Below are 24,493 nucleotides of genomic sequence, written 5' to 3' on the forward strand. Positions count from 1 at the left end.
CGCTGGCCCAATGCCGGTGGCATTCCACAACGGCCACGTGGCATGACAGCCGCAGTGTGACCCGCTGCGGCGCCCAGAATACAAGAAGCGATACCGGCAGGGCGCGCAGGGCCGCCCCATGCACAAGCCGGAGCATGAATGATCAACCGTTTATGAACAGGAGAACAGCATGCTGGATCTGGCAGGAAAAGTCGTCTTCATCAGTGGTGCAAGCACCGGCATCGGCGCCGCCGCCGCGCGTGCCTTCGCCGCCCGTGGTTCCCATGTGGTGGTGCACTACAACAGCTCGGCCAAGGAAGCCGAAGCGGTCGCCGCCGAGGTGCGCGCCGCCGGCAGCAAGGCCATCACCATCGGCGCCGACGTGCGCGACAGCGCTGCCATCAATGCCGCCGTGGCCAAGGCGGTGGAGCAGATGGGGCGCATCGACGTACTCATCAACAACGCCGGCAGCCTGGTCCAGCGCATGCCGCTGGAGCAGGTCACCGATGCCTTGTTCGACGACATCATCAATATCAATTCCCGCTCGGTGGTGGCCTTCACGCGGGCGGTGATTCCGGTCATGCGCGGCCAGGGCGGCGGCAACATCATCAACGTGACCTCGGTGGCGGCGCGGCATGGCGGCGGCCCGGGTGCGCTGATCTATGCGGCCTCCAAGGGCTTCGTGAGCACCATTACGCGTGGCATGGCCAAGGAATTGCTGGCCGACAAGATCCGCGTCAACGCCGTGGCGCCGGGCGTGATCATGACCCCGTTCCAGGAACGCTTCACCACCCCGGAACAGCTGGAGGGGTTCCGCAAGACCATCCCCATGGGCCGCATCGGCGACCCGGACGAGTGCAGCGGTGCCTTCCTCTACCTGGCCTCGGACCAGATGTCGGGCTATGTGACCGGCCAGATCATCGACGTCAACGGCGGGCAGTACATGCCGTAGCGGGGCCGGCCGGTGCCGTTGTCGGGCCAGGCCCGGGCGGCGGGCACTGGCATGCCTCTTGCGGGCAGGTGGGGATCATGCACAACGATCCCCACCTGCCCGTTTTTGCTTCCGATGCCCTGGCCGCACCCGGCGGCCTGCTGCGCGACAAGCTGGCGCTGCTGCTGGACTCCACCGGCGAAGGCATCTACGGTATCGACCTGGATGGCCTGTGTACCTTCATCAATCGCGCCGGCGCCGACATGCTGGGCTATGCTCCGGCCCAGGTACTGGGGCGCAACATGCACGATCTGGTACACCACAGTCATGAGCACGGCGGTCATTACCCCGAGGCTGACTGCCCCATCCTGAAGGCCTTCCGCAAGGGCGAGTCCTGCCGGGTCGATCAGGAAGTGTTCTGGCGTGCCGATGGCAGCTTCTTCCCCACCGAATATTCTTCCTACCAGATCATCGACGGCGGCCAGGTACGCGGTGCGGTGATCACCTTCAGCGATATCTCCAAGCGCCGCCAGGCCGAGGAACAACTGCAGCGCGCCAAGGCCGAGCTGGAAGTGCGGGTGGCCGAGCGCACCCGCGAACTGTCGGCCGCCCTGCGTCAAGTGCGGCAGTTGTCGGCCCATGCCCACTCGGTGCGCGAGGATGAGCGCACCCGCATCGCCCGCGAGATCCACGATGAACTGGGCAGCCTGCTGGTGGCCTTGAAACTGGATGTGAACTGGATGGCCAAGCGCGTCATCGACCTGGAACCGGTGGCCCGCAAGTGTGATGCCATGAGCCGCCTGATCGAAACGGCGGTGGACAATGTGGGGCGCATCATCACCGACCTGCGGCCCAGCATCCTGGATCACCAGGGCCTGATCGCCGCCCTCGAATGGCAGGTGCAGGAGTTCTCGGAAGCCACCGAACTGCCCTGCGAGGTCGAGTTTGATATCGCACCCGAAGCCTTTCCCCCGGATGGCGCCAAGGCCACGGCGGCGTTTCGCATCTTCCAGGAAATGTTGTCCAACGTTGCACGTCATGCCAATGCCACGCGGGTGCGCATCGCCGTGCACCTGAGCCCGTCGGAGCTGCGCATGGAAGTGGAAGACGATGGCGTGGGCGCACCCCGTGCGGCGCTGGAGGCGGCCACCTCCTACGGCGTGATGGGCATGCGCGAGCGGGCCTTGCACTTTGGCGGCGCATTGAGCATTGCTGGTGCGCGTCTTGCACCAGAGAGCGGCAGGCCGGGGACCCTGGTCTGCCTGCGCCTGCCCAGTCACGGCGGCCGGGAGGCGGCATGAGTGCCGGCGCCGAGACCATCCGCATTCTCTTGTGCGACGATCATCGCATCGTGCGCGAGGGTCTCAAGCAGATCCTGGCCGATACCCCCGATATCGAGGTCGCCGCCGAATGTGCCAGCGGGCCGGAGGTCTTGCACCGGGCCCGGGTGGAGGCCATCGACCTGGTGCTGCTGGACATCGCCATCCCCCAGCAGGACGGACTGGACGTGCTGCGCCAGATCAAGCAGGAGATGCCGCGCCTGCCGGTGCTGATGCTGTCCACCTATCCCGAAAAGCAATATGCGGCGCGCTGCTACAAGTTGGGCGCGGCCGGCTATCTCAACAAGAGCGCCGATCCCGAACAACTGGTGGACGCCATCCGCAAGGCCGCCGGCGGTGGCCTCTACGTGAGCGCGCAGATGGCCGAGACGCTGGCCTCCGGCCTGGCCCAGCACGCTGGTGCTGCGCCGCGGGCCGCGCACGAGAGCCTGTCGCACCGTGAATACCAGGTGTTCCAGCTGATCGCCGCCGGCCGCAGCGTGCGGGAGATCGCCGAGCAGCTGGAACTGAGCCCCAATACGGTGAGCACCTATCGCAGCCGCATCCTGGAAAAGACCGGCGCCGCCAATGACGTCGGCATCGCCATGTATGCGGTACGTCATCAGTTGCTGCCGGTCTGACGCGGGTTTGGCCCCGGCTTGTAGTGTCAGCACTACAGGATGTCGTGACAGCATGACGTAGCCCATGAGGCTGGCAAGTCCCTTGCAATGGTGGATGGTGAAGCAAAGAAATCACCGCACACTCACCAAACGGGGGAATCATGCCGAACGCAGCAGACACCAATCTGTTCCACACCTATGACGCCGAGCGCGCCGGCCAGGGCTGTTCCTGTGGCCGCCACGGCAGCCAGCAGCAACACGATGTCGAGGTCGAAGCACTGCGCCAGCAACGCGGTCAGGATGTGGAAGCCCTCACCAACGACGTGGTGGAAGAAGCCGTGATGCGTTCGCTCTTCCCGCGGGTAGCCGAGCGCCGCGACTTCCTGCGGGCGGTGGGCCGCAATGCGGCGCGGGCGGCCATTGCCAGCGTACTGCCGCTGGGTTCGCTGCAGGCCATGGCACAGGAAAAGAATGGTGCCCTGGAAAAGAAGGACCTCAAGATCGGCTTCATCGCCATCACCTGCGCGGCGCCGCTGATCATGGCCGACCCGCTGGGCTTCTACCGCAAGCAGGGCCTGAACGTGTCGCTCAACAAGACGGCCGGCTGGGCGCTGATCCGCGACAAGATGATCAACAAGGAACACGACGCCTCGCACTTCCTCTCGCCCATGCCCATGGCCATGTCCATGGGGGTGGGCAGCAATGCCACCCAGATGCGCGTGGCGACCATCCAGAACATCAACGGCCAGGCCATCACGCTGCACAACAAGCACAAGGACAAGCGCGATCCCCGGCAGTGGAAGGGCTTCAAGTTCGCGGTGCCGTTCGAGTATTCGATGCACAACTTCCTGTTGCGCTACTACCTGGCCGAACATGGCCTGGACCCGGACCGCGATGTACAGATCCGCGTCACGCCGCCGCCGGAGATGGTGGCCAACCTGCGGGCCGGCAACATCGACGGCTTCCTCGGCCCCGATCCCTTCAACCAGCGCGCGGTGTATGACGAGATCGGTTTCATCCACATCCTTTCGCGCGACATCTGGGACGGCCACCCCTGCTGTGCCTTTGGTACGTCGGAAGAATTCATCAAGCAGAACCCCAACACCTTCGCCGCGCTGTTCCGCGCCGTGCTGACCGCCGCCGCGATGGCGCGCGACCCGTCCAATCGCTCGCTGGTGGCCAAGGTGATCTCGCCGGCAGCCTACCTCAACCAGCCCGAGACGGTGGTGGAACAGGTGCTGACCGGGCGCTTTGCCGATGGTCTGGGCAATGTGAAGAACGTGCCGGGCCGTGCCGACTTCGACCCGGTGCCCTGGGATTCGATGGGGGTGTGGATTCTCACGCAGATGAAGCGTTGGGGTTACATCAAGGGTGATATCGACTACAAGGCCATCACCGAGAAGGTGCTGCTGCTGACCGAGGCCAAGAAACACATGAAGGAACTGGGCCAGCCGGTGCCGGAAGGCGCCTATCGCAAGTATTCCATCATGGGCAAGGAGTTCGACGCCAACAAGGCCGAGGCCTACGTCAACAGCTTCGCCATCAAGAGGAGCGCATGATGCCGGCCAGGCATCTCGGCTGGCGCGCCGCGCTGATCTCGCTGTTGCTGCTGGCGGCGTTGCTGATGGTGTGGCATTTCGCGACGCTGCCGCAGGAGGGCACGGCCAGTGCCGCCCAGGATGAATACGCCAAGCTGATGGGCAAGAGCAGTGGCGCGGCCAAGCGCGACGGCTTTCCCGGGCTGGCGCAGATGGGCGAGACCATCCGCAAGGAGCTGGCCAATCCCTTCTACGACAACGGTCCCAATGACAAGGGCATCGGCATCCAGCTGGCCTATTCGCTGGGACGGGTCGGACTGGGGTTTGCAATTGCGGCGGTGGTGGCGATTCCGCTGGGTTTCCTGCTGGGCATGTCGCCGCTGATGCAGCGCGCCTTGAATCCCTTCATCCAAATCCTCAAGCCCATCTCGCCGCTGGCCTGGATGCCGCTGGCGCTGTACACGATCAAGGATTCGTCGATCTCGGGCGTGTTCGTGATCTTCATCTGCTCGGTCTGGCCGATGCTGATGAACACCGCCTTCGGCGTGGCCTCGGTGCGGCGCGACTGGCTCAACGTGGCCAAGACGCTGGAGGTGTCCTCGTTGCGGCGCGCCTTCCTGGTGATCCTGCCGGCGGCGGCACCCACCATCCTGACCGGCATGCGCATTTCCATGGGGATCGCCTGGCTGGTGATCGTGGCGGCCGAGATGCTGGTGGGCGGCACCGGCATCGGTTACTTCGTCTGGAACGAATGGAACAACCTGTCGCTGACCAGCGTGATCTTCGCCATCCTGGTCATCGGCGTGACCGGCATGGTGCTGGACCTGATCTTCGCCCGGCTGCAAAGGTTGGTGACCTATGTCGAGTAAATCGAGTACATCGAATGAAGAGGGCAAGAGCATGGACCACAATTTCCTGAGCGTGCAGGGGCTCTCCAAACGCTATGCGGCGGGCGCGCCGCCGGTGTTCGAACAGGTTTCCTTCGGTATCGATCGCGGTGAATTCGTCTGCGTGATCGGCCACTCCGGCTGCGGAAAGACCACCATCCTCAACGTGTTGGCGGGGCTGGAGGCGGCCAGCGACGGTGTGGTCATCATGGACCGGCGCGAGATCAAGGGGCCGAGCCTGGATCGCGGCGTGGTGTTCCAGAGCCATGCACTCATGCCCTGGTTCAGCGTGCTGGGCAACGTGGTGTTCGCGGTACGTTCGCGCTGGCCCGACTGGTCGCGCGCCAAGGCAGAGGAACATGCGCGCCGCTTCATCGCGATGGTGGGTCTGAAGGGAGCGGAGCACAAGAAGCCCTCCGAACTCTCGGGCGGCATGAAGCAGCGGGTGGGTATCGCCCGGGCCTTTTCCATCGAGCCCAAGATGCTGCTGATGGATGAACCCTTTGGCGCCCTCGATGCCCTCACACGCGGCGTGGTGCAGGACGAGCTGCTGAAGATCTGCGCGGCCACCGGGCAGACCGTGTTCATGATCACTCATGACGTGGACGAGGCCATCCTGCTGGCCGACAAGATATTCCTGATGTCCAATGGCCCGCAGGCCTGCATCGCCGAAGTGGTCATCAACACCTTGCCCAAGACCCGCAGCCGGGAAGCCATGCATCACGATCCGCAGTTCTATCGCATCCGCAATCACCTGGTGGATTTCCTGGTACACCGCTCGCGCCAGATCCAGGCGGCCCAGGCCAGCGGCGTACCGCGTCCTCCCACGCGCATCGTGATGCCGGGGCTGGAGCAGGCGGTGGCCTGAAAACCGGCAGGGCAGCCCCAGAGATTTCGTCATTGTGTCGCAAGCATTCGTCACGATCGATGACGCGCACTGAGAGGTGTGTCGTCGATCTTCATCCCGTCCACCCAAAGGAGATAGCCATGGACCGCAACCAAGTCACCCAGAAGATCGTTACCGCCAAGGTCAGCAAGAAGATGACCTGGGCCCAGATCGCCGAGCGCATCGGCCAGAGCAAGGAGTGGACCACCGCTGCCATGCTGGGCCAGATGACCCTCACCGCCAAGCAGGCCGCCACCGCCCAGGAGCTGTTCGAACTCACCGATGAAGAAACCCTGTGGCTGCAGATCGTGCCCTACAAGGGTTCGCTGCCGACCCCGGTACCGACCGATCCGCTGATCTACCGCTGGTACGAGATCGTCAGCGTCTATGGCAGCACCATCAAGGAACTGATCCACGAAGAATTCGGCGACGGCATCATGAGCGCCATCGATTTCAAGATGGATATCCAGCGCCAGGCCGACCCCAATGGGGATCGCGTGAACGTGATGCTGTCGGGTAAGTTCCTGCCGTACAAGACCTACTGAGCGACTGACGCGGAGAGTCACATCACGTTACAAGGCAGTGAAGCCCAAAGCGGGGCGGCGCGGCTAGAATAGCGCGCATGCTCAAAGACAAGAAACTCTCCGCCTACGCCCCGTCGGCGACCCGCATCCGGGCGCGCTTCGTGGCCATCTCCTGGCGCGACCTGGCCGTCAGCTTCGGTCCCATCATCCTGCTGATCCTGATCGGCGCCTGGCTGGTGATCTGGCTGATCCGCCCGGCCCCGCCGTCTTCGATCACGATCGCTGCCGGTCCCAAGGACAGCAATTTCTGGCGCGTGGCCGAACGCTACAAGGCCATCCTGGCGCGCGATGGCATCCGCCTCGATATCGTCGAGACCGGGGGCTCGCTGGACAACCTGAAACGCCTGGCCGATCCCGACCAGAGCCTGGACGTCGGCTTCGTGCAGGGCGGCCTGGCCGGCGCGGTACCGGCCGAGGCGCTGGCGCCGCTGGTGTCGCTGGGCAGCATTTCCTATGTGCCGGTGTCGGTGTACTACCGCACGCCGCCGCCGCGCGAGGACGGCAAGCCGGTCCCGCCGCTGCGCCAGCTGTCGGAGCTGGCCGGCAAGCGCATCGCCATCGGCGGTGCCGGTAGCGGTTCCAGCGTGCTGGCCGCGACCCTGCTCAAGGCCAACGGTGTGGAAGAGGGCGGCAGCACCCAGCTGTTGAACATTGGCGGCGATGAGGCGGCCCAGGCGCTGACCGGTGGCAAGATCGATGCGGCCTTCCTGATGGGCGATTCGGTATCGGTGGCGACCATGGGCAAGCTGCTGCGCGCCCCTGGCATCCGCCTGCTGGATTTTTCCCAGGCCGATGCCTATGTGCGGCGCTTCCGCTATCTCAATACCCTGAAGATGCCCATGGGCGTGTTCGACCTGGCGCGCAACCTGCCGGCCCGCGATACCCAGCTGATCGCACCCACGGCCGAACTGGTGGCGCGCGAGGACCTGCATCCGGCACTGTCGGACCTGCTGATCGCGGCCGCCCGCGAAGTGCATGGCAAGGCCAACGTGATGCAGAAGGCGGGGGAATTCCCGGCGCCGCTGGAGCATGAATATCCGATCAGTGACGATGCGGCGCGCTATTACAAGTCCGGCAAGACCTTCTTCTACCGCACCCTGCCGTTCTGGATGGCCAGCCTGGTGGACCGGGCGGTGGTGATCGTGCTGCCGGTGATCCTGCTGCTCATCCCGGGTATCCGCCTGGTGCCGATGCTCTATGGCTGGCGCGTGCGTTCGCGCATCTATCGCTGGTATGGCGAGCTGATCTCGCTGGAACGCGGCTTGTCCCGCGAATCGCCGGAAGAGCAGGCCGAGATGCTCAGGCGCCTGGACGAGATCGAGATCGCGGTGAACCGGATGAAGATGCCGCTGGCCTTTGCCGACCAGTTCTATGTGCTGCGGGAACACATCGGCTTCGTGCGGGCGCGCCTGGCGGCCGGTGTGGCTTAGGCGCCACGGCGGGAAATGCAGGATGGGCCGGCTGTTGTATGCTCGCCATGGTGCATACAGTACTGTATAAAAAATACTGTGTATTCATACAGTGCTTGTGCTAAAGTGAAGCCTCCAATCGACAAGAAGAGGAATCGCTGCCATGACACACTTTGATCTTGCTTCCGACGCTCGCTTCGCTGTTGCATCTTCCAGCCCGTCTTCGCTGGCGATCCGCCTGGGTCGTCGCGAAATCTTCATCTGCCGTGACACTTATGTGCGCCGTTATCGCGTCAATCCGGTGATCGAGTGCAGCGCCGGCATCGAGCCCGGTCATCTGGAAATCCTGCTGCTGCGCCGCTGGCTGGTGGTGCTGTCGAAAGCCCGCTACTGATGCGGCGCGCCCTCGACTGGCTGGTGGTGGATGCGCTGGGCCGGACGGCCTGCGTGGATCAGCGTGTGCCCACTCCAGCACTGGCGGTGCCGGCCTCTGCGCCCGCTGCCAACGACGACTCCATGCTGGGGAAGGTCACCAGATGCGTGACGTCCAGCCTGATGCCTATCCACTCGCCCACCGCGTGATCGTGGTGGGAAGGGACCAGCGACAGCAGTTGCTGCCCGTTCTCCAGCGCCAGCGTGTAGAGAAATTCCGCTCCCCTGAATGATTTGCGAACGACTCTTGCCTTGAAGGGTGAGGCGTCGTCATGCATCACGTCGTCAGCCCGCAGCAGCACGTCCACCTGCGCATTTGCCGGCTGGGGCTGATCGTGCAAGGGCATGCCGCGCAACAGGCCGGCTGCGGTCTGCACTTCGATTTCTCCCTCGCTCCCGTCCCTGCCTGAGGTCGGGGCAGATGTCGGCATCAGTGTTCCCTGCAGCAGCACGCCGTGCCCGATGAAATCGGCCGCGAAGCGGGTGGCCGGGCGGTGATAGAGGGCGTAGGGGCTATCCCACTGTTCCAGGCGGCCTTGCCGCATCACGCCCACCACGTCGGCCACGGCAAAGGCTTCCATCTGGTCGTGCGTGACCATCAGGGCGGTGGTGCCGGTGCGCTTGAGGATGTCGCGCACATCGTGCGCCAGACGTTCGCGCAATTCCACATCCAGGCTGGAAAACGGTTCGTCCAGCAACAGCAGGCGTGGCTGCGGTGCCAGCGCCCGCGCCAGGGCGATGCGTTGCTGCTGGCCGCCGGAAAGCTGGTGCGGGAACTTGCCACCCGAACCCGACAGACCGACCAGCTCCAGCATGGCCGCCACCACCTGTTCACGCTGGCCGCGTGCCATGCCGCGCAAGCCGAAGCCGATGTTGGCTGCCACATCCAGATGCGGGAACAACGCGAAATCCTGGAACACCATGCCGATGCGGCGCTCCTCGGCCGCCACCCGGATGCCATCGCCTTCCAGCAACGTCCCGGCCAGCCGGATGCGGCCGGCCTGTGCCGGCTCCAGCCCGGCCACGGCGCGCAGCAGGCTGGTCTTGCCGCTGCCGGAGGGACCGATCAGCGCCCCCAGCTCGCCCGGCTGCAGGCGCAGCGAGACGTCGTCGACGGCGGCGGAGGGAGTACGGGGATAGCGGATGCTGAGGTGCTCGACTTCCAGAAACATGGAGATGCCCGGTGAAATGGTTACAATTCGCGATTGCCTGAGGGTGTGCAGTGTAGCGCAAGCCCTCGCGTCTTCCACCTGGGTAGTCCATTTTCACCGTTTCCTTGTTATGCATATCATCGGTTTGCTTGCAGTCCTGATCGCCTTGCCGCTGTTGGGCATCCTCGCCGCCTGGTTGGGCCTGGACGCGGCCGGCGTGGACAGCCTGCGCCAGCAGATGCAGACCGTCCTGCCCGGTTACCTGGCCACCTCCGGCTGGCTGGCGCTGATGGTGCCGCTGGGCGTGGTGCTGGTGGGCGGTGCGGCGGCGGTGACGGTGAGCCTGTTCGAATTTCCCGGACGGCGCTGGCTGTCCTGGGCCTTGCTGTTGCCCATGGCAATGCCGGCCTATGTCTCGGCCTATGCCTATACCGATTTCCTGCAATACGCCGGGCTGGTGCAGAGCACGCTGCGCGGCTGGTTCCCGGGCTGGCGCATGGATGTGCGCGGTCTGCCGGGGGCGATCTGCATGTTTGTCTTCACGCTCTATCCCTATGCCTATCTGCTGGCGCGCAATGCGCTGTCCGAACGCGGCAACCATCTGATGGAGGCGGCCCGCATGCTGGGTACGCCGCTGGCCGAGCGCATCGTGCGCGTGGCGCTACCGTTGGCACGGCCGGCACTGGCGGCCGGGGCCGCGCTGGCGCTGATGGAGACGCTGGCGGACTACGGCGTGTCGGCCTATTTCGGCCTGACCACCTTTACCACCGGCATCTACAAGGCCTGGGTGGTGCTGGACGACCGCATCGCCGCGGCCCAGTACGCCTCGCTGTTGTTGCTGTTCGTGGCGGTGCTGCTGTGGCTGGAACGCCGCGAGCAGGGCCGCATGCGCTTTGCCGCCACCCGTGGCGCGCGCAGTGCCGATGCCGCTGACAGCGCCGAGGGCGCGCGCCCGCCGCTGGCAGCCGGCCCGACGGTGCTGGCCTGGCTGGTGTGCGGCTTGCCGGTGGTGGCGGGGTTCCTGCTGCCGGTGGGCATCCTGCTACACCTGTGGTGGGGCGAGGTGGGCCGTGATGCGGACAGTGGGACCAGCGTCGCCTTCGATCTCGCTCGCTATGCCGGCTGGGTGTGGAACAGTTTCCGCTTCGGGGGCATGGCGGCGCTGGCGGCCATCGTGCTGGCGCTGGCCCTATGCTTTGCGCTACGTGCCAGTGGTCTGCCGCGTCTGCAGGGGGCGATGTTGCGCCTGACGGCGCGGCTGGCCGGCATGGGCTATGCGATTCCCGGATCGGTGATCGCGGTGGGCATCCTGCTGCCGGTGGCCTGGTTGCAGGCGCGGTGGCCGGCCGCCGGTCTGGGTGTGCTGCTCACGGCCAGCTCCCTGGGCGTGATCTATGCGTATCTGGTACGCTTCACGGCGGTTGCGGTGCAGTCGGTGGAGTCCGGCTATACCCGCATCCCGGTCAGTCTCGATGAAGCGGCGCGTACCCTGGGCAGTTCGCGCGCGGCGATCGCCTGGCGTCTGCACCTGCCCTTGCTGTGGCGTTCGCTGGCGGTGGCAGCGCTGATGGTGTTCGTCGATGTGGTCAAGGAATTGCCGGCGACCCTGCTGTTGCGTCCCTTCGATACCGACACCCTGGCGGTGATCGCGCACAACCTGGCGCGTGACGAGCGTCTGGGCGAAGCGGCCTTGCCGGCGCTGTCCATCGTGCTGGTGGGGCTGGCACCGGTGCTGCTGGTGATGCGCGCGCTGGACGGTCGGCGCCGGGCGCCCTTGCAAAGCGGCAGTACGCCCGCATAACGGTCAGACCGAGCAGATAGAACACGGGCGCCGCCAGGGGGCAGCGTCCATGCAATGGAGAAACCATGAGCCAATACGATTACGACCTCTTCACCATCGGCGGCGGGTCCGGTGGCGTACGCGCTGCGCGCTTCGCCGGCCAGACCGGCGCCCGCGTGGGCCTGGCGGAGAAGGGCGACCTGGGCGGCACCTGCGTCAACGTGGGCTGCATTCCGAAGAAGCTGATGTCCTACAGTGCGCATTACCACGAGGACTTCGCCGACGCCGCCGGCTATGGCTGGACCCTCAACGGCAAGCCCAGCTTCGACTGGTCGGCCCTGATCGCCAACAAGGATCGCGAGATCGCCCACCTCAACGACATCTACCAGCGCCTGCTGGATGGGGCCAACGTCAAGCTGCATCGCGGCTTTGCCACGGTGGAGGATGCGCATACGGTCAACGTCGATGGCCAGCGCTTCACCGCCCGCCACATCCTGGTGGCCACCGGCGGCCATCCAGACAAGCCGCAGATTCCGGGGAGCGAACTGGGGATCACCTCGGATGACTTCTTCCACCTCAAGGGCCTGCCCAGGCGCGCGGTGGTGCTGGGGGGCGGCTATATCGCGGTGGAACTGGCCTCTATCCTCAACGGCCTGGGCAGCGAGGTGACCCTGGTCTATCGCCGCGAGCGCCTGTTGCGCAACATGGATGCCGACCTCGGCGTGCACCTGGCCGACGAGATGGCCAAGAAGGGCATCCGCCTGGTCTTCAACGCCAGCATCGATGCCATCGAAGCTGAGGATGCCGCAGGCGCCACGGAGGACAGCGTCAAGCAGGTGCGCCTGACCAATGGCGAGACCCTGCAGGCCGAGTGCGTGCTGTTCGCCACCGGCCGCACGCCCAATACGGGCCGGCTGGGGCTGGAGAAGGTCGGTATCGCGCTGGCGAAGAACGGCGCCATTCCGGTCAACGACAACTTCGAGAGCAGCGTGCCCTCCATCCTGGCCGTGGGCGATGTCATCGACCGCGTGGCGCTCACCCCGGTGGCGCTGGCCGAAGCCATGGTGGTGGTGGCGCGCCTGTTCGGAAAGGGCGAGCGCAGCATGTCCTACCGCAACATCCCCACCGCTGTCTTCAGCCATCCCAACATCGGCACCGTCGGCATGAGCGAGGAAGAGGCCAGGAAGGAAGTGGGCGCGGTGAAGATCTTCAAGACCGATTTCAAGCCGCTCAAGAACACGCTTTCGCGCAATACTGAACGAACCTTCATGAAGCTGGTGGTCGATGCCGCCACTGACCGGGTGCTGGGCGTGCACATGGTGGGCGGCGACGCCGGCGAAGTGATCCAGGGTTTCGCCGTGGCCCTGCAGTGTGGTGCCACCAAGGCGCAGTTCGATACCACCATCGGCATCCATCCGACCTCGGCCGAGGAGTTCGTCACCATGCGCACGCCGGTGGCCTGACGAGCGACCCAGGTCCGCTGCAACAATGAACAACGGGGATGCAGTGCATCCCCGTTGTGCTGTTAGTGGCCAGTGCTCGGGCCCGGTCCTATCGCCACAAGGCGTAGCCGATGCGCAGTTGCGGGCTGTCCTTCTGGTTGTAGGTCAGCAGGCTTTCGCCGTAGCCGGAGAAGTAGCTGGCCATCAGGTAGCCGGCGGTACCGGGCAGCAGGCGCGAGAGTGGATAGGAAATCTGCGTCTCGGCGCTGTACTTGCCGCCCAGCCTGCCCTTGCGCAGCATGGTCGCCACTTCCACCCCGTCCGGTTTGCCATAGGCCAGCTTCAGGTCCAGGTGGCCGCGGTAGTCGGCGATGTCCGGATTGTCGCGGGTCGGGCCGAGATAGGCGTAGACCTTGGGCGCGACCTTGAAGTGATAGTCGTTGAGGTTGCCGAAGTTGAAGGTCGGTTCGATGAAATAGGTATTGATGCTGCGCGATTCGGGACCGTCGCGGCCATTGGACTCGTGCTCCAGGCCGGTGGCGATGCCGATGCGGCTGAACACGCCGTTCTGGATGCCCAGGTCCGGCAGGTAGTAGTAGAGGCTGGGGCGATAGCTGGTATCGCGGAAGGGCGCGGAAGGCGCCGACAGGTCCCACAGCGAGAACTGGGTGTAGCCCAGGTAGAGATTGTCCAGCAGGCCGCGCGAGCGCGGATCGTCCGGCACGAAGACACGGAACTTGAAGCTGAACTGGAAGCGGGCATTGGTATCGCCGTGGTTATGCCCGACCGTGAAGTACATCGGCTCGTTGAAGGACAGGCGGCGATTATTGGAGAGGATGTCTTCGGCCGCCGGTGCGCTGTCGATGGGCGAGGCATTGGTGCCGGGCGTGAGCACCGTGGCCGAGGGCGCCACCGGGGCCACCTTGCTGCTGGAGTCCGCCAGCGGGGTGTTGATCAGGTCGGGCGACTCCGGCAACGGCCCCAGGCTGGCATCCGGACGCACCACCGCCACCAGCACCGGCGAGGCGTCGATGCCGATCGGTTCGATGCGCACCATGCCGCGCAGGCGTTCCGGCAGCACGCCGCGATAGCGCACCTTGCGAAACTCGCCTTGCCGCAGCGTGAGGCGGTCCTCGCCATCGACCCGCTGCAGGGTGATCTGCTGAGGCGGGATCATGTCGGCCGAGGCTGCCACCAGCAGGGTGGGCGGCAGACTGTAGCTGCGTTCGGCCTGTTCGTCCTCAGACACCAGCAGCGTCAGTTCCAGGGGTTTGCTGGCATCGATGCGCTTGGGTGGCTGCACCATGGAGATGCCGGCCTGGGCCGGGCTGCACCAGAGCAGCGGTGCGCCGATGCCACACAAAGCCAGGGCAATCAGGCGGGAAGTGCGTTTCCAGCGTGGGGTCAGGCAGTTTTTCCGATGGCGCGGACGGGTTTGGGGTAAGCTCAGCATGATGTCCTTGTTGTCGATTTGTTGTGTTTTGTTTTCATTTTGCATGTTGTCTTGCTGCGCGGGCGGGCCGGGGAGGCCAGCGCCCTCCAGAAAAAACGGGAAACAGGGACGCAAAGGCTGGCCGGCAGGCGCACTGCAGTGAGAACAGATCGGTTGCGCCCGATAAAGTTGCCAATCACATGCGGATCAGCTGCCGATAGCTTGCAGCTTGTTACTCAAGAGCTGAGAAGGGTCATCGAAAGATATCAGTGTGACAACGGGTATTTCCTGATTGTGGGACAATGCTGCGCCTTCTAAGCTTGGTTCCACGGGCATACTGGGTCACTGATATCGGCTGCTAGCTCCTGATATTGACTGAATTTCCCTGATCTTCCCGGTTGTCTTCCGTGATTTTCGTCCTGTTCCTGTCCTGATACTGATACGCCGTACCGTTCGCCATGCTCATCGCCACCTACGACAAGTTGCTGGTTGTCGTCTCACTGCTGGTTGCCATCCTCGCCTCCTATACGGCGCTGGACATGGCCGAGCGTATCAATACCACCAGCAACCAGCATCCGCGCGTGGCCCGCTTCTGGCTGACCGGCGGCGCCATCGCCATGGGTGTAGGGATCTGGTCCATGCACTTCATCGGCATGCTGGCCTTCCGCCTGCCGATCGCCCTGGGTTATGACGCGTGGATCACGGCGGTATCGCTGTTGATCGCCATCGGCACCTCCGGCTTTGCGCTGTGGATCGTCACCCGCAGGGACCTGCCCCTGCGGCGCCTGTTCGGCAGTGCGCTGCTGATGGGGGTGGGCATCGCCGGCATGCACTATACCGGCATGGCCGCCATGCGCATGCAACCGGGCATCGATTATGACGTGGCGCTGTTCGTGGTGTCGGTATTCATCGCCATCGCGGCCTCGGCTGCGGCCTTGTGGATCGCCTTCAGCCTGCGCAAGAATACGCCGCATGTGAAGGCCGCGCGCGCCGGTGCTTCGGTGGTGATGGGCGTGGCCATCGTCGGCATGCATTACACCGGCATGGCGGCGGCCAGTTTCCCCAGCGGCTCGGTCTGCATGTCGGCGCGCGAAGGTGTGGGCATCGGCTGGCTGGCAATCCTGATCATCGTGGTCACGCTGGCGGTGCTGACGATTGCCTTGCTGACCTCGGTGCTGGATGCACGCCTGGAGTCGCGCACCGCCAAGCTGGCCCGCTCGCTGGCCGAGGCCAATGAAGAACTGACACAGATGGTGCTGCACGACCATCTCACCAAGCTGCCCAACCGCACCCTGCTGGAAGACCGCCTGACCCAGGCGATCAACAAGGCGGCCCGCAGCAACGGCCATTTCGCGCTGATGTTCATGGATCTGGACGGCTTCAAGGCCATCAACGATTCGCTGGGTCACCATGTGGGCGACCGCCTGCTGGTGGAGGTGGCGCGCCGTCTCACGGCCACCACCCGCGCCCACGATACGGTGGCGCGCCTGGGCGGGGACGAGTTCGTGATCCTGGTCGACCTGACGCTGCCCGATGACGCCATGCCGGTGGCCGAGAAGCTGGTGGAGGCGGTCAACCAGCCCTTCCGTGTGGGCGAGCACGAGTTGCGGGTCTCGGCCAGCATCGGCATCGCCATCTATCCGGAAGACGGCAATACCCGTCACGACCTGGTCATCAACGCCGATGCCGCGATGTACCACACCAAGCGCGCCGGTCGCAACGGCTACAACTTCTTCGAGCCTTCGATGAATGCCAATGCCCACCATCAACTGCAGTGGCTGCAGGACCTGCGGGTGGCGCTGGAGCGCAAGCAGTTCCGGCTGGTCTACCAGCCCAAGTTCAGCCTGCCCGATGGCCCGGTGCTGGGCGCCGAGGCGCTGCTGCGCTGGCAGCATCCCGAACGTGGCCTGGTGGGGCCGGATGAATTCATCGGCCTGGCCGAACGCTCCGGACTGATCATCCCCATCGGTGCCTGGGTGCTGGACGAGGCCTGTCGCCAGATGCATGAGTGGCTGACCCTGGGCTATGCCGACTGGAAGATCGCGGTGAACCTGTCGGCAGTGCAATTTGCCGATCCGCATCTGGTGGAGGTGGTGCGCGCCGCGCTGGAACGCCATCAGCTGCCGCCGCAGAGCCTGACGCTGGAAGTCACCGAATCGACCGCCATGCACGATACCGAGGCCAGCCTGCTGACCCTGCAGAAGATTGCCGACCTGGGGGTGGAGATTTCCATCGATGACTTCGGGACCGGCTATTCCAGCCTGTTGTACCTGAAGCGCCTGCCGGCCAATGAATTGAAGATCGATCGCGGCTTCGTGCGTGATCTCAGCGACGGCACCGAGGATGCGGCCATCGTCTCGGCCATCGTGGCCCTGGGACGCACGCTGAACCTGCGCATCGTGGCCGAGGGCGTGGAGACCGAACGGCAGCAGCAATTCCTCGCCTCGGTGGGCTGCGATGCCCTGCAGGGCTATCTCAGGGGGCGGCCGATGGCGCCCGACCTGTTCCTGCAGACCATGCGCGAGCAGCACAAGAGCGCGGCCTGATCGGCCTGCTCCGTCTGATCCGGGAAATTGGCCGTGGCATTGCTCGCTATTCTTCGGATTGCCACGTAGCGCGAGATGCAAAGATGACCACATAGGGAAACCTTGCTGCGGCAAGCGTTTCAGGCAGGCTCCTGAGGGGGAGGTTGGGGCGGACGGCTCGTGATAGCGTCCGTCCCTTTTTGTTTGCCGGCCCGTACTGCCCTGGCGGCTATAGCACCTTGCCCGGATTCATCAGCTGCTGCGGGTCCAGCGCCTGCTTGATGGCGCGCATGAGCCGCAGTTCCACCGGCGACTTGTAGCGCAGGATTTCCTCGCGCTTGAGCGCACCCAGTCCGTGTTCGGCCGAGATCGAGCCGCCGAAGCGGTCCACGCTGTCATGCACCACCAGGTTGATGGCTGTCTGCTGGCCGAGGAATGCGCTATCGGCCACGCCCACCGGTGGCGAGACGTTGTAGTGCAGGTTGCCATCGCCCAGGTGGCCGAAGGTCACCATGCGGCAGCCGGGCGCGGCCTGCTGCACCAGTACGTCGGTGGTGGCGATGAAGTCGGCGATGCGCGAGATCGGCACCGAGATGTCGTGCTTGATGTTCTTGCCTTCGTGCGCCTGCGCCATGGAGATGCTTTCACGCAATTGCCACAGTGCCCGCGATTGCGCCAGCGAGGCGGCGATCACGGCATCGTTGGTCAGGGCATGTTCCAGGGCGTCGCCGATGACGCTTTCGAAGAGGGCGCGGGCGTGCTCTTCTGATTCGCTGTCCGACAGTTCCAGCAGGACGTATTGCGCATGCCGCTGGGCGAAGGGCAGGCGCTGCTCGGGGAAGTGCTTGCAGACCAGCTGCAGGCAGAAGTCCGACATCAGCTCGAAGCCGGTCAGTGCCGACGCACAGCGTGACTGCGCCAGTTGCAGCAGTTGCAGGGCCTGGGCCGGGGTGTCCAGCGCCACCAGTGCCGTCACCTGCGCAAGCGGTTGCGGGAAGAGCTTGACCACGGCGGCGGTGATGATGCCCAGCGTGCCTTCGGAACCGATGAAGAGGTCGCGCAGGTCGTAGCCGGTATTGTCCTTGCGCAAGCCCTTCAGGCTGCTCATCACCTCGCCCTCGGCGGTGACCACTTCCAGACCCAGGCACAGTTCGCGGGTATTGCCATAGCGCAGCACGCCGGTGCCGCCGGCATTGGTGGAGAGGTTGCCGCCGATGGTGCAACTGCCCTCGGCTGCCAGCGACAACGGGAACAGGCGCCCCACGGCAGCAGCCTGCTCCTGCAGATGCTGCAGCACGCAGCCGGCTTCCACGGTCATCGTATTGTTGATCGGGTCGACGGCGCGGATGCGGTTGAGCCGCCGCAGCGACAGCAGCACCGCATTGCCCTGCTGGTCCGGCACGCTGCCCAGCACCAGGCCGGTGTTGCCGCCTTGTGGTACCAGTGGCACCGCATAGTGCGCACACAGCTTGACGATGGCGGCCACCTCGCCGGTATCGGCCGGACGCAGTACGGCCAGGGCGCGGCCGGTGTAGCGGCCACGCTGGTCGGTCAGGTAGCCGCCGGTGTCGCTCGGTTCGGTGAGGACATGGGCGGCGCCGATGGCGGCGCGGCAGGCGGCGAGGAATTCAGTGGTGGTGTCGGTCATGGCGGTCATGGCAACAGGTGCGCGCCGCCACCGGGGCGGCGCGTCGTATTGGAGCGGATTGGAGCAGCGGATCGCGTTGGCGAAGATCAGCGCGAGGCCTTGTGGATGGCCTGGCGGGCGATTTCCTTGGCGGCCTTCTTGAAGGGGTGCAGGTAGGCCAGCGCGCAGATGAAATAGATCGTGGTCAATGCCACCTCGACCCAGGCCAGCCAGACCGAGGTGTGGTTGGCGTCGCTGGTGGCGCGTACCAGGCCCTCGGCCAGGTAGACCAGAATCAGCATGGACGACCATTGCAGGGTATAGACATCGCGCTTGAGGATGCCGCGCAAGGGCAGCAGCAGCGGCACCACCTTGAGCACCATCCACGAGCCGCCCGGGCGCAGCGGCGCCAGCGCCAGTTCCCATGCCACACAGAGCAGGATCAGGACGACCAGGCTGGAACTGGCTCCCAGGTGGAAATAGCGCGCGCTGCTGTTCATGATGGTCTCCGTAGTTTTAATGCAGTCTCTGCCAGCCGTTTGCCCAGCGCGATGGCCAGGGTACGCGAGTCGTCCGACAGTGGCTGGTTGCCGTTGACGCCCGCCCAGTGACTGGCGCCGTAGGGGCTGCCGCCGCTGTGGGTATTCATCAGTTCGGGGTGCGCATAGGGCAGGCCCAGCAACAGCATGCCGTGATGCAGCAGGGGAATCATCATGGTCAGCAGCGTCGACTCCTGGCCGCCATGCAGGCTGCCGGTGGAGGTGAACACGCAGGCCGGTTTGCCGGTCAGGGTGCCGGAAAGCCACTGCGGCGAGGTGCCGTCCCAGAAATACTTCATGGCCGCGGCCATGTTGCCAAAGCGCGTGGGCGAGCCCAGGGCCAGGCCGTCGCACTGCGCCAGGTCGGCCGCTTCCACATAGGGCGCGCCGGAGCTGGGGACATCCGGCTCCACGGCCTCGGTGACGGTGGAGACCGCCGGCACGGTACGCAGGCGGGCATCGCAGCCGGGGACGCTTTCCACGCCCTGGGCGATCAGTTCGGCCAGCTTGCGGGTGGCGCCATGGCGCGAATAGTAGAGCACCAGGACGGTGGCGTTGGAGGGAGCGTTCACGGAAGAGGGGGAGGAGCTGGTCATCATGTGACTTATTATATTTCCGTTTTTTTCCTCCCAGCGTGAGGGAAAAAGAGAGAAATCTCCTCGACTGCTGCTTTTTGCCTCGCATCATTGAGGTCATAACTGCAACTTTAGGATGCAGCTTCGATTTTTGCGGGATTTTGCCGGCGGCTTGGGCGATAATCGCCAAACTTGTCATCCCGCCGCCTGTCGGCGGGAAAGAACCCGGGTGTGGCGCTGTTGCTTGCCGTCACCCCATGAAGTCGAACCGATGCCCTCTTTGCGTTTTCCCTTTTCCCGTATGCGTGGTCTGACCCGAGAACAGTTGAGCGATCTGTTGCGCTTCGCCGGCCGGCGACTGCGCGAGGATCGCCTGCCCCAGGTGGCCGGCAGCCTGACCTTCACCACCATCCTCTCGCTGGTGCCGGTGCTGACCATCGCGCTGGCGCTGTTTACGGCCTTCCCGCTGTTCTCGACCTTCCGCGCTTCGCTGGAAGCCTATTTCGTCGAGAACCTCATGCCCAAGGGGGTGGCCAATACCATCCTGGGCTACCTGAACCAGTTCGCGGCCAAGTCGGCACGCATTTCGGCGGTGGGCGGGGTGGTGCTGATCCTGACCTCGGTGCTGACCATGTCCACCATCGAGAGCGTGTTCAACCAGATCTGGCGGGTCAAGAAGTCGCGTCCACTGGTGCAGCGGGTGCTGGTGTACTGGGCCATCATCACCCTGGGACCGCTCTTGATCGGGGTGTCCATCAGCGTGACCTCCTACCTCTCCAGCGCCACCGGTGGTGCGGTCAAGAGCCTGCCGTGGCTGGGCGCGGGTTTCTATACCCTGGTCTCGCTGATGTTTTCGACGCTGGCCTATACGCTGCTCTACAGCACCGTACCCAACCAGACCGTGGACTGGCGCGACGCCCTGGCCGGCGGCCTGCTGGCCGGTGTCGGCCTGGAAATCGCCAAGCGCCTCTTCGCGGTCTACATCATGCAGTTCCCGACCTACACCATGGTCTATGGCACGGTGGCGGTGCTGCCGATCTTCCTGGTGTGGATCTACATGATGTGGATGATCACCCTGTTTGGCGCCCTGCTGACGGCGGCGCTGCCGGTGGTGCGCTACGAGCGCTGGTGGCATGTGGCCTCGCCGGGCGCGGAGTTCATCGATGCGGTCAAGGTCCTGAAATTCCTGCATGCGGCCCGCGTGGGGGTGGAGTCGGCGGTGGTGAGCATGGATGAGGTGCGTCGTGCCACGCGGCTGGGGCTGGGTGAATTGCAACAGTTGCTGAGCCGGATGAGTGAAGAAGGCTGGGTGGCCTCGGTCAAGCCGGAGACCAGCCGCCGCACCGGCTGGAACCGCCGCATCACCGATGACATGGACCGCTGGACGCTGGTGGCCAACCCCAGCACGATCCGGCTGGCCCAGGTGTATCGGCTGTTCGTGTTCGATCCCGCCGTGCTGGCGCAGGCGGGTGACGAGGAGGCGCTGGTGAGGCGGGTGGAAGACGCCATTGACGGCGTGCTCGGCCAATCGCTGGATGACTACTGCAGCCCCGCAGGCATTGCCAGCGTCGACGCGCAGGCGCAAAGCACCGTGGCTGCCATGCCCTATGCCGCCGTGCCGCTGGATGAGCGGCGCCGCATGTGGGAGCGCTGAGCGCTCAGAACGAGACCTGCCCGGTCAGCATCTGCCAGTACATGACCCAGTCGCCCATGAAGGAATATAGGGGATGGCGGAAGGTGGCCGGCTGGTTCTTCTCCACCATGAAATGCCCGACCCAGGCAAAGCCGTAACCACAGAACAGGGCCACCGCCAGCCACCACCACTGGTGGGTGATGAGCAGCAGCAACAGGCTCAGCAGTGCCAGCGTCGACCCCAGGAAGTGCAACTGCCGGTTGACCCGGTGCGCATGTTCGCTCAGGTAGGTCGGATAGAACTCGCTGAAGCTGGCGTAGTGTCGGTCGGGCAGGGTGGCGGCCATGGGCTTCTCCAGGTGATCCTGACGATTCCAGCTTAGTCAGCGCAGCGCGCATATGCAAACCTTGTGCTGAAGCAAGCTTCGCATGATTGCTGAAAATACTGCATGGCAGCGCGATTGCCGGTTGCCCAAAGGGCGCGCTTGACCGTACCATGTGCATGCATCGCGCCCCCGCCAGCGGCGGCATCCAGGATCAGTTATCCTGTTGCCCCCATGAATTGGATTTTCCGGGCGTCATCGCCTACAGTCAAAACAGCTTCATACAACTAGGACGACATCATGAAAGTCTCTGAAATCCTCAAGGTCAAAGGCAACATTCTCTTCACCGTCACGCCGGACACCCCGATTCAGGAGGCGGTCGCCGCGATGGCAGAGAAAGACATCGGCTCGCTGGTGGTCATGGAGTATGGCGACCTGGTCGGCATGCTGACTTTCCGCGAAGTGCTGCTGACGCTGCACAAGAACGGCGGCGCCCTGGGTGGCTCGACCGTGCGCAAGCACATGAACGACGCTCCCATCACCGTCACCCCTGATACCGATCTGAACGAAGTGCGCCGCATCATGCTGGAAAAGCATGCACGCTACGTGCCCGTGATGGAAGCGCGCACCGTGCTGGGCGTGATGTCCTTCTACGACGTGGCCAAGGCCGTGCTGGATGCGCAAGGCTTCGAGAACAAGATGCTCAAGGCCTACATCCGCGACTGGCCCGCCGAGGAAGAAGAGCGCGAAGGCAACGCCTGAGCGTCGCCGTCGCGGTTGCCGTTTCCTGCGCTGACGCCGCCTGCTACCGCAGGCGGCCTGGTCCTGACCGTTCCTGCTGGAGCGGTTTTTTATTGTCCATTGAGGTTGTTGTCATTTCGGCCCGGCCTGCGTAGGCTGCGCGTTCCGTTTCCCTGACCTGATTGCCCATGCAAAAGAACAGCCAGTTCTCGCTTTTCTCCCAACGGCGTTTCGCTCCCTTCTTCTGGACCCAGTTCCTGGGCGCGCTCAACGACAATGTCTTCAAGACCGCGCTGCTGACCATCCTCACCTACGACGCCCTGTCCTGGACCGAGATGGATCCGGGCCTGCTCAACAACCTCATCCCGGGTTTGTTCATCCTGCCGTTCTTCCTGTTCTCGGCCACCTCAGGCCAGTTGGCGGACAAGCTGGAAAAGGGCCGCGTGGCGCGTTTCGTGAAGCTGCTGGAAATCGTCATCATGGGCATCGCCGCCTACGGCTGGATGACGCACCACCTGTGGCTGCTGATTGCGGCGGTGGTCGGCATGGGCATCCATTCCACGCTGTTCGGGCCGGTCAAGTATGCCTACCTGCCGCAGCAGTTGAAGCGCGAGGAACTGATCGGCGGCAATGGCCTGATCGAGATGGGGACCTTCGTCGGCATCCTGCTGGGGGAAATCCTGGGTGCGGTGCTGGTGGTGCACAAGCCCTGGGGGCTGCACCTGGTGGCCGGCGTGACCATCGGCATTGCCGTGCTGGGCTGGCTGGCCAGCCTGCGCATTCCGCTCTCGCCGGCCCCGGCGCCGGAGCTGAGGGTGAACTGGAATCCTTTCACGGAAACGGTGCGCAATCTCGGTTTCTCGCGCCGCAACCGGCCGGTGTTCCTGTCGCTGCTGGGCAATTCCTGGTTCTGGTTCTATGGCGCCATCATGCTGGCGCAATTCCCTGTCTATGCGAAGAACTACCTGCACGGCGATCACAGCGTCTTCGTGCTGCTGCTGGCGGTGTTCTCGGTGGGCATCGGCGTGGGTTCGCTGCTGTGCGAGCGGCTGTCGGGCCACAAGGTGGAAATCGGACTGGTGCCCTTCGGCTCCATCGGCCTGTCGGTCTTCGGGCTGGAACTGTATTTTGCCAGCCAGGCCTACGTGACACCGGCGGCGATGCTGGACCTGGGCGGTTTCCTGGCACACGGCGGCAGCTGGCGCATCCTCGGTGATTGCCTGGGCATCGGCCTGTTCGGCGGGCTCTACATCGTGCCGCTGTTTGCGCTGATCCAGACCCGCTGCGATCAGGCCCACGTCTCGCGCACCATCGCCGGGATGAACATCATGAATTCGCTGTTCATGGTGGTGTCGGCGCTGGTGGCCATGGTCATGCTGAAATCAGGGATGACGATTCCGCAGATCTTCCTGGCCACGGCCATCATGAACGGCGTGGTGGCGGTCTACATCTTCTCGCTGGTGCCGGAATTCCTGATCCGCTTCCTGGCCTGGCTGTTGATCCATACCTTCTACCGGGTGCGCATCGTCAATGGCCAGGCCATTCCCGACCAGGGCGCGGCGGTGCTGGTGTGCAACCATGTGAGCTATGTCGATGCCATCGCCATCATGGCGGCCAGCCCGCGCCCGGTGCGCTTCGTGATGGATTACCAGATCTTCCGGATACCGGTGATGGCCTGGCTGTTCCGCAATGTGCGGGCGATCCCGATTGCACCGGTCAAGGCCGACCCCTGGCTGACCGAGAAGGCCTTCGTCGATATCGCCCAGGCCTTGCACGAGGGTGAATTGGTGTGCATCTTCCCTGAGGGAAAACTGACGCGTGATGGCGAGCTCAACCCCTTCCGGGGCGGCGTGCAGAAGATCATCGACCGCAGCCCGGTGCCGGTGGTGCCGCTGGCCTTGCGCGGCTTGTGGGGTAGCCTGTTCTCGCGCGATCCCAGCAACCCGGTCACGCGCACCTTCCGGCGCGGCTTGTTCTCGCGGCTGGAACTGGTGGCCGGCGAGCCCATCCCGGCCGAGCAGGTCAGCCCCGAGCTGCTGCAGGAAAAGGTGCGCGAACTGCGCGGCGACTGGAAGTAGGCGGCAGGCGGGGAGGGTGCCGTGGCTCGTCGGCGGCGCCCGAGGCTGGTAAAATCGCGTCTT

The 24,493-nt window shown here is 64.5% G+C and carries 21 protein-coding genes; 15 read left to right on the forward strand and 6 right to left on the reverse strand.

Translation table 11 applies throughout. The annotated features are described in order from the left end of the window. Positions 1–169 precede the first annotated feature (169 nt). The 9 genes from HWE04_RS17460 (at position 170) to HWE04_RS17500 (ending at position 8,547) form a co-directional block, all read left to right on the forward strand. Positions 170–931 (forward strand): SDR family NAD(P)-dependent oxidoreductase, encoded by a 762-nt coding sequence (locus HWE04_RS17460; RefSeq protein WP_077236318.1) that lies wholly within the window; start codon positions 170–172, stop codon positions 929–931. A gap of 77 nt (positions 932–1,008) precedes the next feature. Continuing rightward, entirely contained in the window at positions 1,009–2,211 is a 1,203-nt protein-coding gene (locus HWE04_RS17465) for a sensor histidine kinase (RefSeq protein ID WP_234294217.1), read from the forward strand. Continuing rightward, complete coding sequence (locus tag HWE04_RS17470; RefSeq protein WP_006462744.1) at positions 2,208–2,870, forward strand: response regulator; 663 nt, start codon at positions 2,208–2,210, stop codon at positions 2,868–2,870. Before HWE04_RS17465 ends, HWE04_RS17470 begins: the two co-directional genes overlap by 4 nt. 140 nt (positions 2,871–3,010) lie before the next feature. Beyond that, positions 3,011–4,408 (forward strand): CmpA/NrtA family ABC transporter substrate-binding protein, encoded by a 1,398-nt coding sequence (locus tag HWE04_RS17475; RefSeq protein ID WP_006462743.1) that lies wholly within the window; start codon positions 3,011–3,013, stop codon positions 4,406–4,408. Further along, the gene (gene ntrB, locus HWE04_RS17480; protein ID WP_241813217.1) at positions 4,405–5,256 is read left to right on the forward strand and encodes a nitrate ABC transporter permease; all 852 of its coding nucleotides are present in this window, start codon (positions 4,405–4,407) and stop codon (positions 5,254–5,256) included. The genes HWE04_RS17475 and ntrB overlap by 4 nt, the downstream gene beginning before the upstream one ends. A gap of 31 nt (positions 5,257–5,287) precedes the next feature. Continuing rightward, a complete protein-coding gene (locus tag HWE04_RS17485) occupies positions 5,288–6,142 on the forward strand; it encodes an ABC transporter ATP-binding protein (protein ID WP_006462741.1) in 855 nt (284 codons plus the stop codon). Between the two features lie 119 nt (positions 6,143–6,261). After that, positions 6,262–6,705: a cyanase gene (gene cynS / locus HWE04_RS17490; RefSeq protein WP_006462740.1), complete on the forward strand. Its 444-nt coding sequence runs from the start codon at positions 6,262–6,264 to the stop codon at positions 6,703–6,705. A gap of 77 nt (positions 6,706–6,782) precedes the next feature. Further along, complete coding sequence (locus HWE04_RS17495; RefSeq protein ID WP_241813218.1) at positions 6,783–8,174, forward strand: TAXI family TRAP transporter solute-binding subunit; 1,392 nt, start codon at positions 6,783–6,785, stop codon at positions 8,172–8,174. A 142-nt stretch (positions 8,175–8,316) separates the two neighbouring features. Then, entirely contained in the window at positions 8,317–8,547 is a 231-nt protein-coding gene (locus HWE04_RS17500; RefSeq protein WP_182992628.1) for a hypothetical protein, read from the forward strand. Between the two features lie 58 nt (positions 8,548–8,605). Here the strand turns inward: HWE04_RS17500 and HWE04_RS17505 are convergent, their stop codons facing one another. After that, positions 8,606–9,757 (reverse strand): ABC transporter ATP-binding protein, encoded by a 1,152-nt coding sequence (locus tag HWE04_RS17505; RefSeq protein WP_241813219.1) that lies wholly within the window; start codon positions 9,755–9,757, stop codon positions 8,606–8,608. A 109-nt stretch (positions 9,758–9,866) separates the two neighbouring features. Here HWE04_RS17505 and HWE04_RS17510 point away from each other — a divergent pair, with 109 nt between their 5' ends. Continuing rightward, positions 9,867–11,537 (forward strand): ABC transporter permease, encoded by a 1,671-nt coding sequence (locus HWE04_RS17510; RefSeq protein ID WP_241813220.1) that lies wholly within the window; start codon positions 9,867–9,869, stop codon positions 11,535–11,537. A gap of 65 nt (positions 11,538–11,602) precedes the next feature. Further along, positions 11,603–12,979, forward strand: a complete 1,377-nt coding sequence (gorA, locus tag HWE04_RS17515) for a glutathione-disulfide reductase (RefSeq protein ID WP_241813221.1) — start codon at positions 11,603–11,605, stop codon at positions 12,977–12,979. A gap of 88 nt (positions 12,980–13,067) precedes the next feature. On the opposite strand, the gene HWE04_RS17520 is transcribed toward gorA, so the two are convergent. Beyond that, positions 13,068–14,411, reverse strand: coding sequence for a phospholipase A (locus HWE04_RS17520; protein ID WP_241813222.1), 1,344 nt, complete (start codon positions 14,409–14,411; stop codon positions 13,068–13,070). Positions 14,412–14,848: 437 nt separating this feature from the next. Here HWE04_RS17520 and HWE04_RS17525 point away from each other — a divergent pair, with 437 nt between their 5' ends. Further along, a complete protein-coding gene (locus HWE04_RS17525; RefSeq protein WP_077236326.1) occupies positions 14,849–16,936 on the forward strand; it encodes a putative bifunctional diguanylate cyclase/phosphodiesterase in 2,088 nt (695 codons plus the stop codon). A 208-nt stretch (positions 16,937–17,144) separates the two neighbouring features. Here HWE04_RS17525 and HWE04_RS17530 read toward each other — a convergent pair whose 3' ends face one another. The 3 genes from HWE04_RS17530 to wrbA all read right to left on the reverse strand — a co-directional run bounded on the left by HWE04_RS17530 (position 17,145) and on the right by wrbA (position 19,677). Next, entirely contained in the window at positions 17,145–18,572 is a 1,428-nt protein-coding gene (locus HWE04_RS17530; RefSeq protein ID WP_241813223.1) for an FAD-binding oxidoreductase, read from the reverse strand. 77 nt (positions 18,573–18,649) lie between these two features. Continuing rightward, positions 18,650–19,042 carry a DUF2069 domain-containing protein gene (locus HWE04_RS17535; protein ID WP_006462731.1) on the reverse strand — a complete coding sequence of 131 codons (393 nt, stop codon included), beginning with the start codon at positions 19,040–19,042 and terminating at the stop codon, positions 18,650–18,652. After that, on the reverse strand, positions 19,039–19,677 hold the full coding sequence (gene wrbA, locus HWE04_RS17540) for an NAD(P)H:quinone oxidoreductase (RefSeq protein ID WP_102663420.1): 639 nt from the start codon (positions 19,675–19,677) through the stop codon (positions 19,039–19,041). The genes HWE04_RS17535 and wrbA overlap by 4 nt, the downstream gene beginning before the upstream one ends. A gap of 280 nt (positions 19,678–19,957) precedes the next feature. Between wrbA and HWE04_RS17545 the strand changes: the two genes are divergently transcribed. Continuing rightward, positions 19,958–21,310, forward strand: a complete 1,353-nt coding sequence (locus HWE04_RS17545; protein WP_241813252.1) for a YihY family inner membrane protein — start codon at positions 19,958–19,960, stop codon at positions 21,308–21,310. Between the two features lie 4 nt (positions 21,311–21,314). Here HWE04_RS17545 and HWE04_RS17550 read toward each other — a convergent pair whose 3' ends face one another. Continuing rightward, a complete protein-coding gene (locus HWE04_RS17550) occupies positions 21,315–21,635 on the reverse strand; it encodes a DUF962 domain-containing protein (RefSeq protein ID WP_006462728.1) in 321 nt (106 codons plus the stop codon). Between the two features lie 276 nt (positions 21,636–21,911). On the opposite strand from HWE04_RS17550, the gene HWE04_RS17555 reads away from it, so the two are divergent. Both HWE04_RS17555 and HWE04_RS17560 read left to right on the forward strand, forming a co-directional pair. Then, positions 21,912–22,373, forward strand: coding sequence for a CBS domain-containing protein (locus tag HWE04_RS17555; RefSeq protein WP_006462727.1), 462 nt, complete (start codon positions 21,912–21,914; stop codon positions 22,371–22,373). Between the two features lie 167 nt (positions 22,374–22,540). Further along, positions 22,541–24,430, forward strand: a complete 1,890-nt coding sequence (locus HWE04_RS17560; protein ID WP_241813224.1) for an MFS transporter — start codon at positions 22,541–22,543, stop codon at positions 24,428–24,430. The last annotated feature ends 63 nt before the right edge of the window (positions 24,431–24,493 follow it).

The organism is Herbaspirillum sp. C7C2, from assembly GCF_022627865.1.
In the GTDB taxonomy this organism is placed as follows: Bacteria; Pseudomonadota; Gammaproteobacteria; order Burkholderiales; family Burkholderiaceae_D; genus Herbaspirillum; species Herbaspirillum frisingense.

What these genes read in the sequence shown, in the direction of transcription:
- HWE04_RS17460 (WP_077236318.1), top strand. Translation starts at nt 170, where the DNA reads ATGCTGGATCTGGCAGGAAAAGTCGTCTTCATCAGTGGTGCAAGCACC.
- HWE04_RS17465 (WP_234294217.1), top strand. Translation starts at nt 1,009, where the DNA reads ATGCACAACGATCCCCACCTGCCCGTTTTTGCTTCCGATGCCCTGGCC.
- HWE04_RS17470 (WP_006462744.1), top strand. Translation starts at nt 2,208, where the DNA reads ATGAGTGCCGGCGCCGAGACCATCCGCATTCTCTTGTGCGACGATCAT.
- HWE04_RS17475 (WP_006462743.1), top strand. Translation starts at nt 3,011, where the DNA reads ATGCCGAACGCAGCAGACACCAATCTGTTCCACACCTATGACGCCGAG.
- ntrB (WP_241813217.1), top strand. Translation starts at nt 4,405, where the DNA reads ATGATGCCGGCCAGGCATCTCGGCTGGCGCGCCGCGCTGATCTCGCTG.
- HWE04_RS17485 (WP_006462741.1), top strand. Translation starts at nt 5,288, where the DNA reads ATGGACCACAATTTCCTGAGCGTGCAGGGGCTCTCCAAACGCTATGCG.
- cynS (WP_006462740.1), top strand. Translation starts at nt 6,262, where the DNA reads ATGGACCGCAACCAAGTCACCCAGAAGATCGTTACCGCCAAGGTCAGC.
- HWE04_RS17495 (WP_241813218.1), top strand. Translation starts at nt 6,783, where the DNA reads ATGCTCAAAGACAAGAAACTCTCCGCCTACGCCCCGTCGGCGACCCGC.
- HWE04_RS17500 (WP_182992628.1), top strand. Translation starts at nt 8,317, where the DNA reads ATGACACACTTTGATCTTGCTTCCGACGCTCGCTTCGCTGTTGCATCT.
- HWE04_RS17505 (WP_241813219.1), bottom strand. Translation starts at nt 9,757, where the DNA reads ATGTTTCTGGAAGTCGAGCACCTCAGCATCCGCTATCCCCGTACTCCC.
- HWE04_RS17510 (WP_241813220.1), top strand. Translation starts at nt 9,867, where the DNA reads ATGCATATCATCGGTTTGCTTGCAGTCCTGATCGCCTTGCCGCTGTTG.
- gorA (WP_241813221.1), top strand. Translation starts at nt 11,603, where the DNA reads ATGAGCCAATACGATTACGACCTCTTCACCATCGGCGGCGGGTCCGGT.
- HWE04_RS17520 (WP_241813222.1), bottom strand. Translation starts at nt 14,411, where the DNA reads ATGCTGAGCTTACCCCAAACCCGTCCGCGCCATCGGAAAAACTGCCTG.
- HWE04_RS17525 (WP_077236326.1), top strand. Translation starts at nt 14,849, where the DNA reads ATGCTCATCGCCACCTACGACAAGTTGCTGGTTGTCGTCTCACTGCTG.
- HWE04_RS17530 (WP_241813223.1), bottom strand. Translation starts at nt 18,572, where the DNA reads ATGACCGCCATGACCGACACCACCACTGAATTCCTCGCCGCCTGCCGC.
- HWE04_RS17535 (WP_006462731.1), bottom strand. Translation starts at nt 19,042, where the DNA reads ATGAACAGCAGCGCGCGCTATTTCCACCTGGGAGCCAGTTCCAGCCTG.
- wrbA (WP_102663420.1), bottom strand. Translation starts at nt 19,677, where the DNA reads ATGACCAGCTCCTCCCCCTCTTCCGTGAACGCTCCCTCCAACGCCACC.
- HWE04_RS17545 (WP_241813252.1), top strand. Translation starts at nt 19,958, where the DNA reads ATGCGTGGTCTGACCCGAGAACAGTTGAGCGATCTGTTGCGCTTCGCC.
- HWE04_RS17550 (WP_006462728.1), bottom strand. Translation starts at nt 21,635, where the DNA reads ATGGCCGCCACCCTGCCCGACCGACACTACGCCAGCTTCAGCGAGTTC.
- HWE04_RS17555 (WP_006462727.1), top strand. Translation starts at nt 21,912, where the DNA reads ATGAAAGTCTCTGAAATCCTCAAGGTCAAAGGCAACATTCTCTTCACC.
- HWE04_RS17560 (WP_241813224.1), top strand. Translation starts at nt 22,541, where the DNA reads ATGCAAAAGAACAGCCAGTTCTCGCTTTTCTCCCAACGGCGTTTCGCT.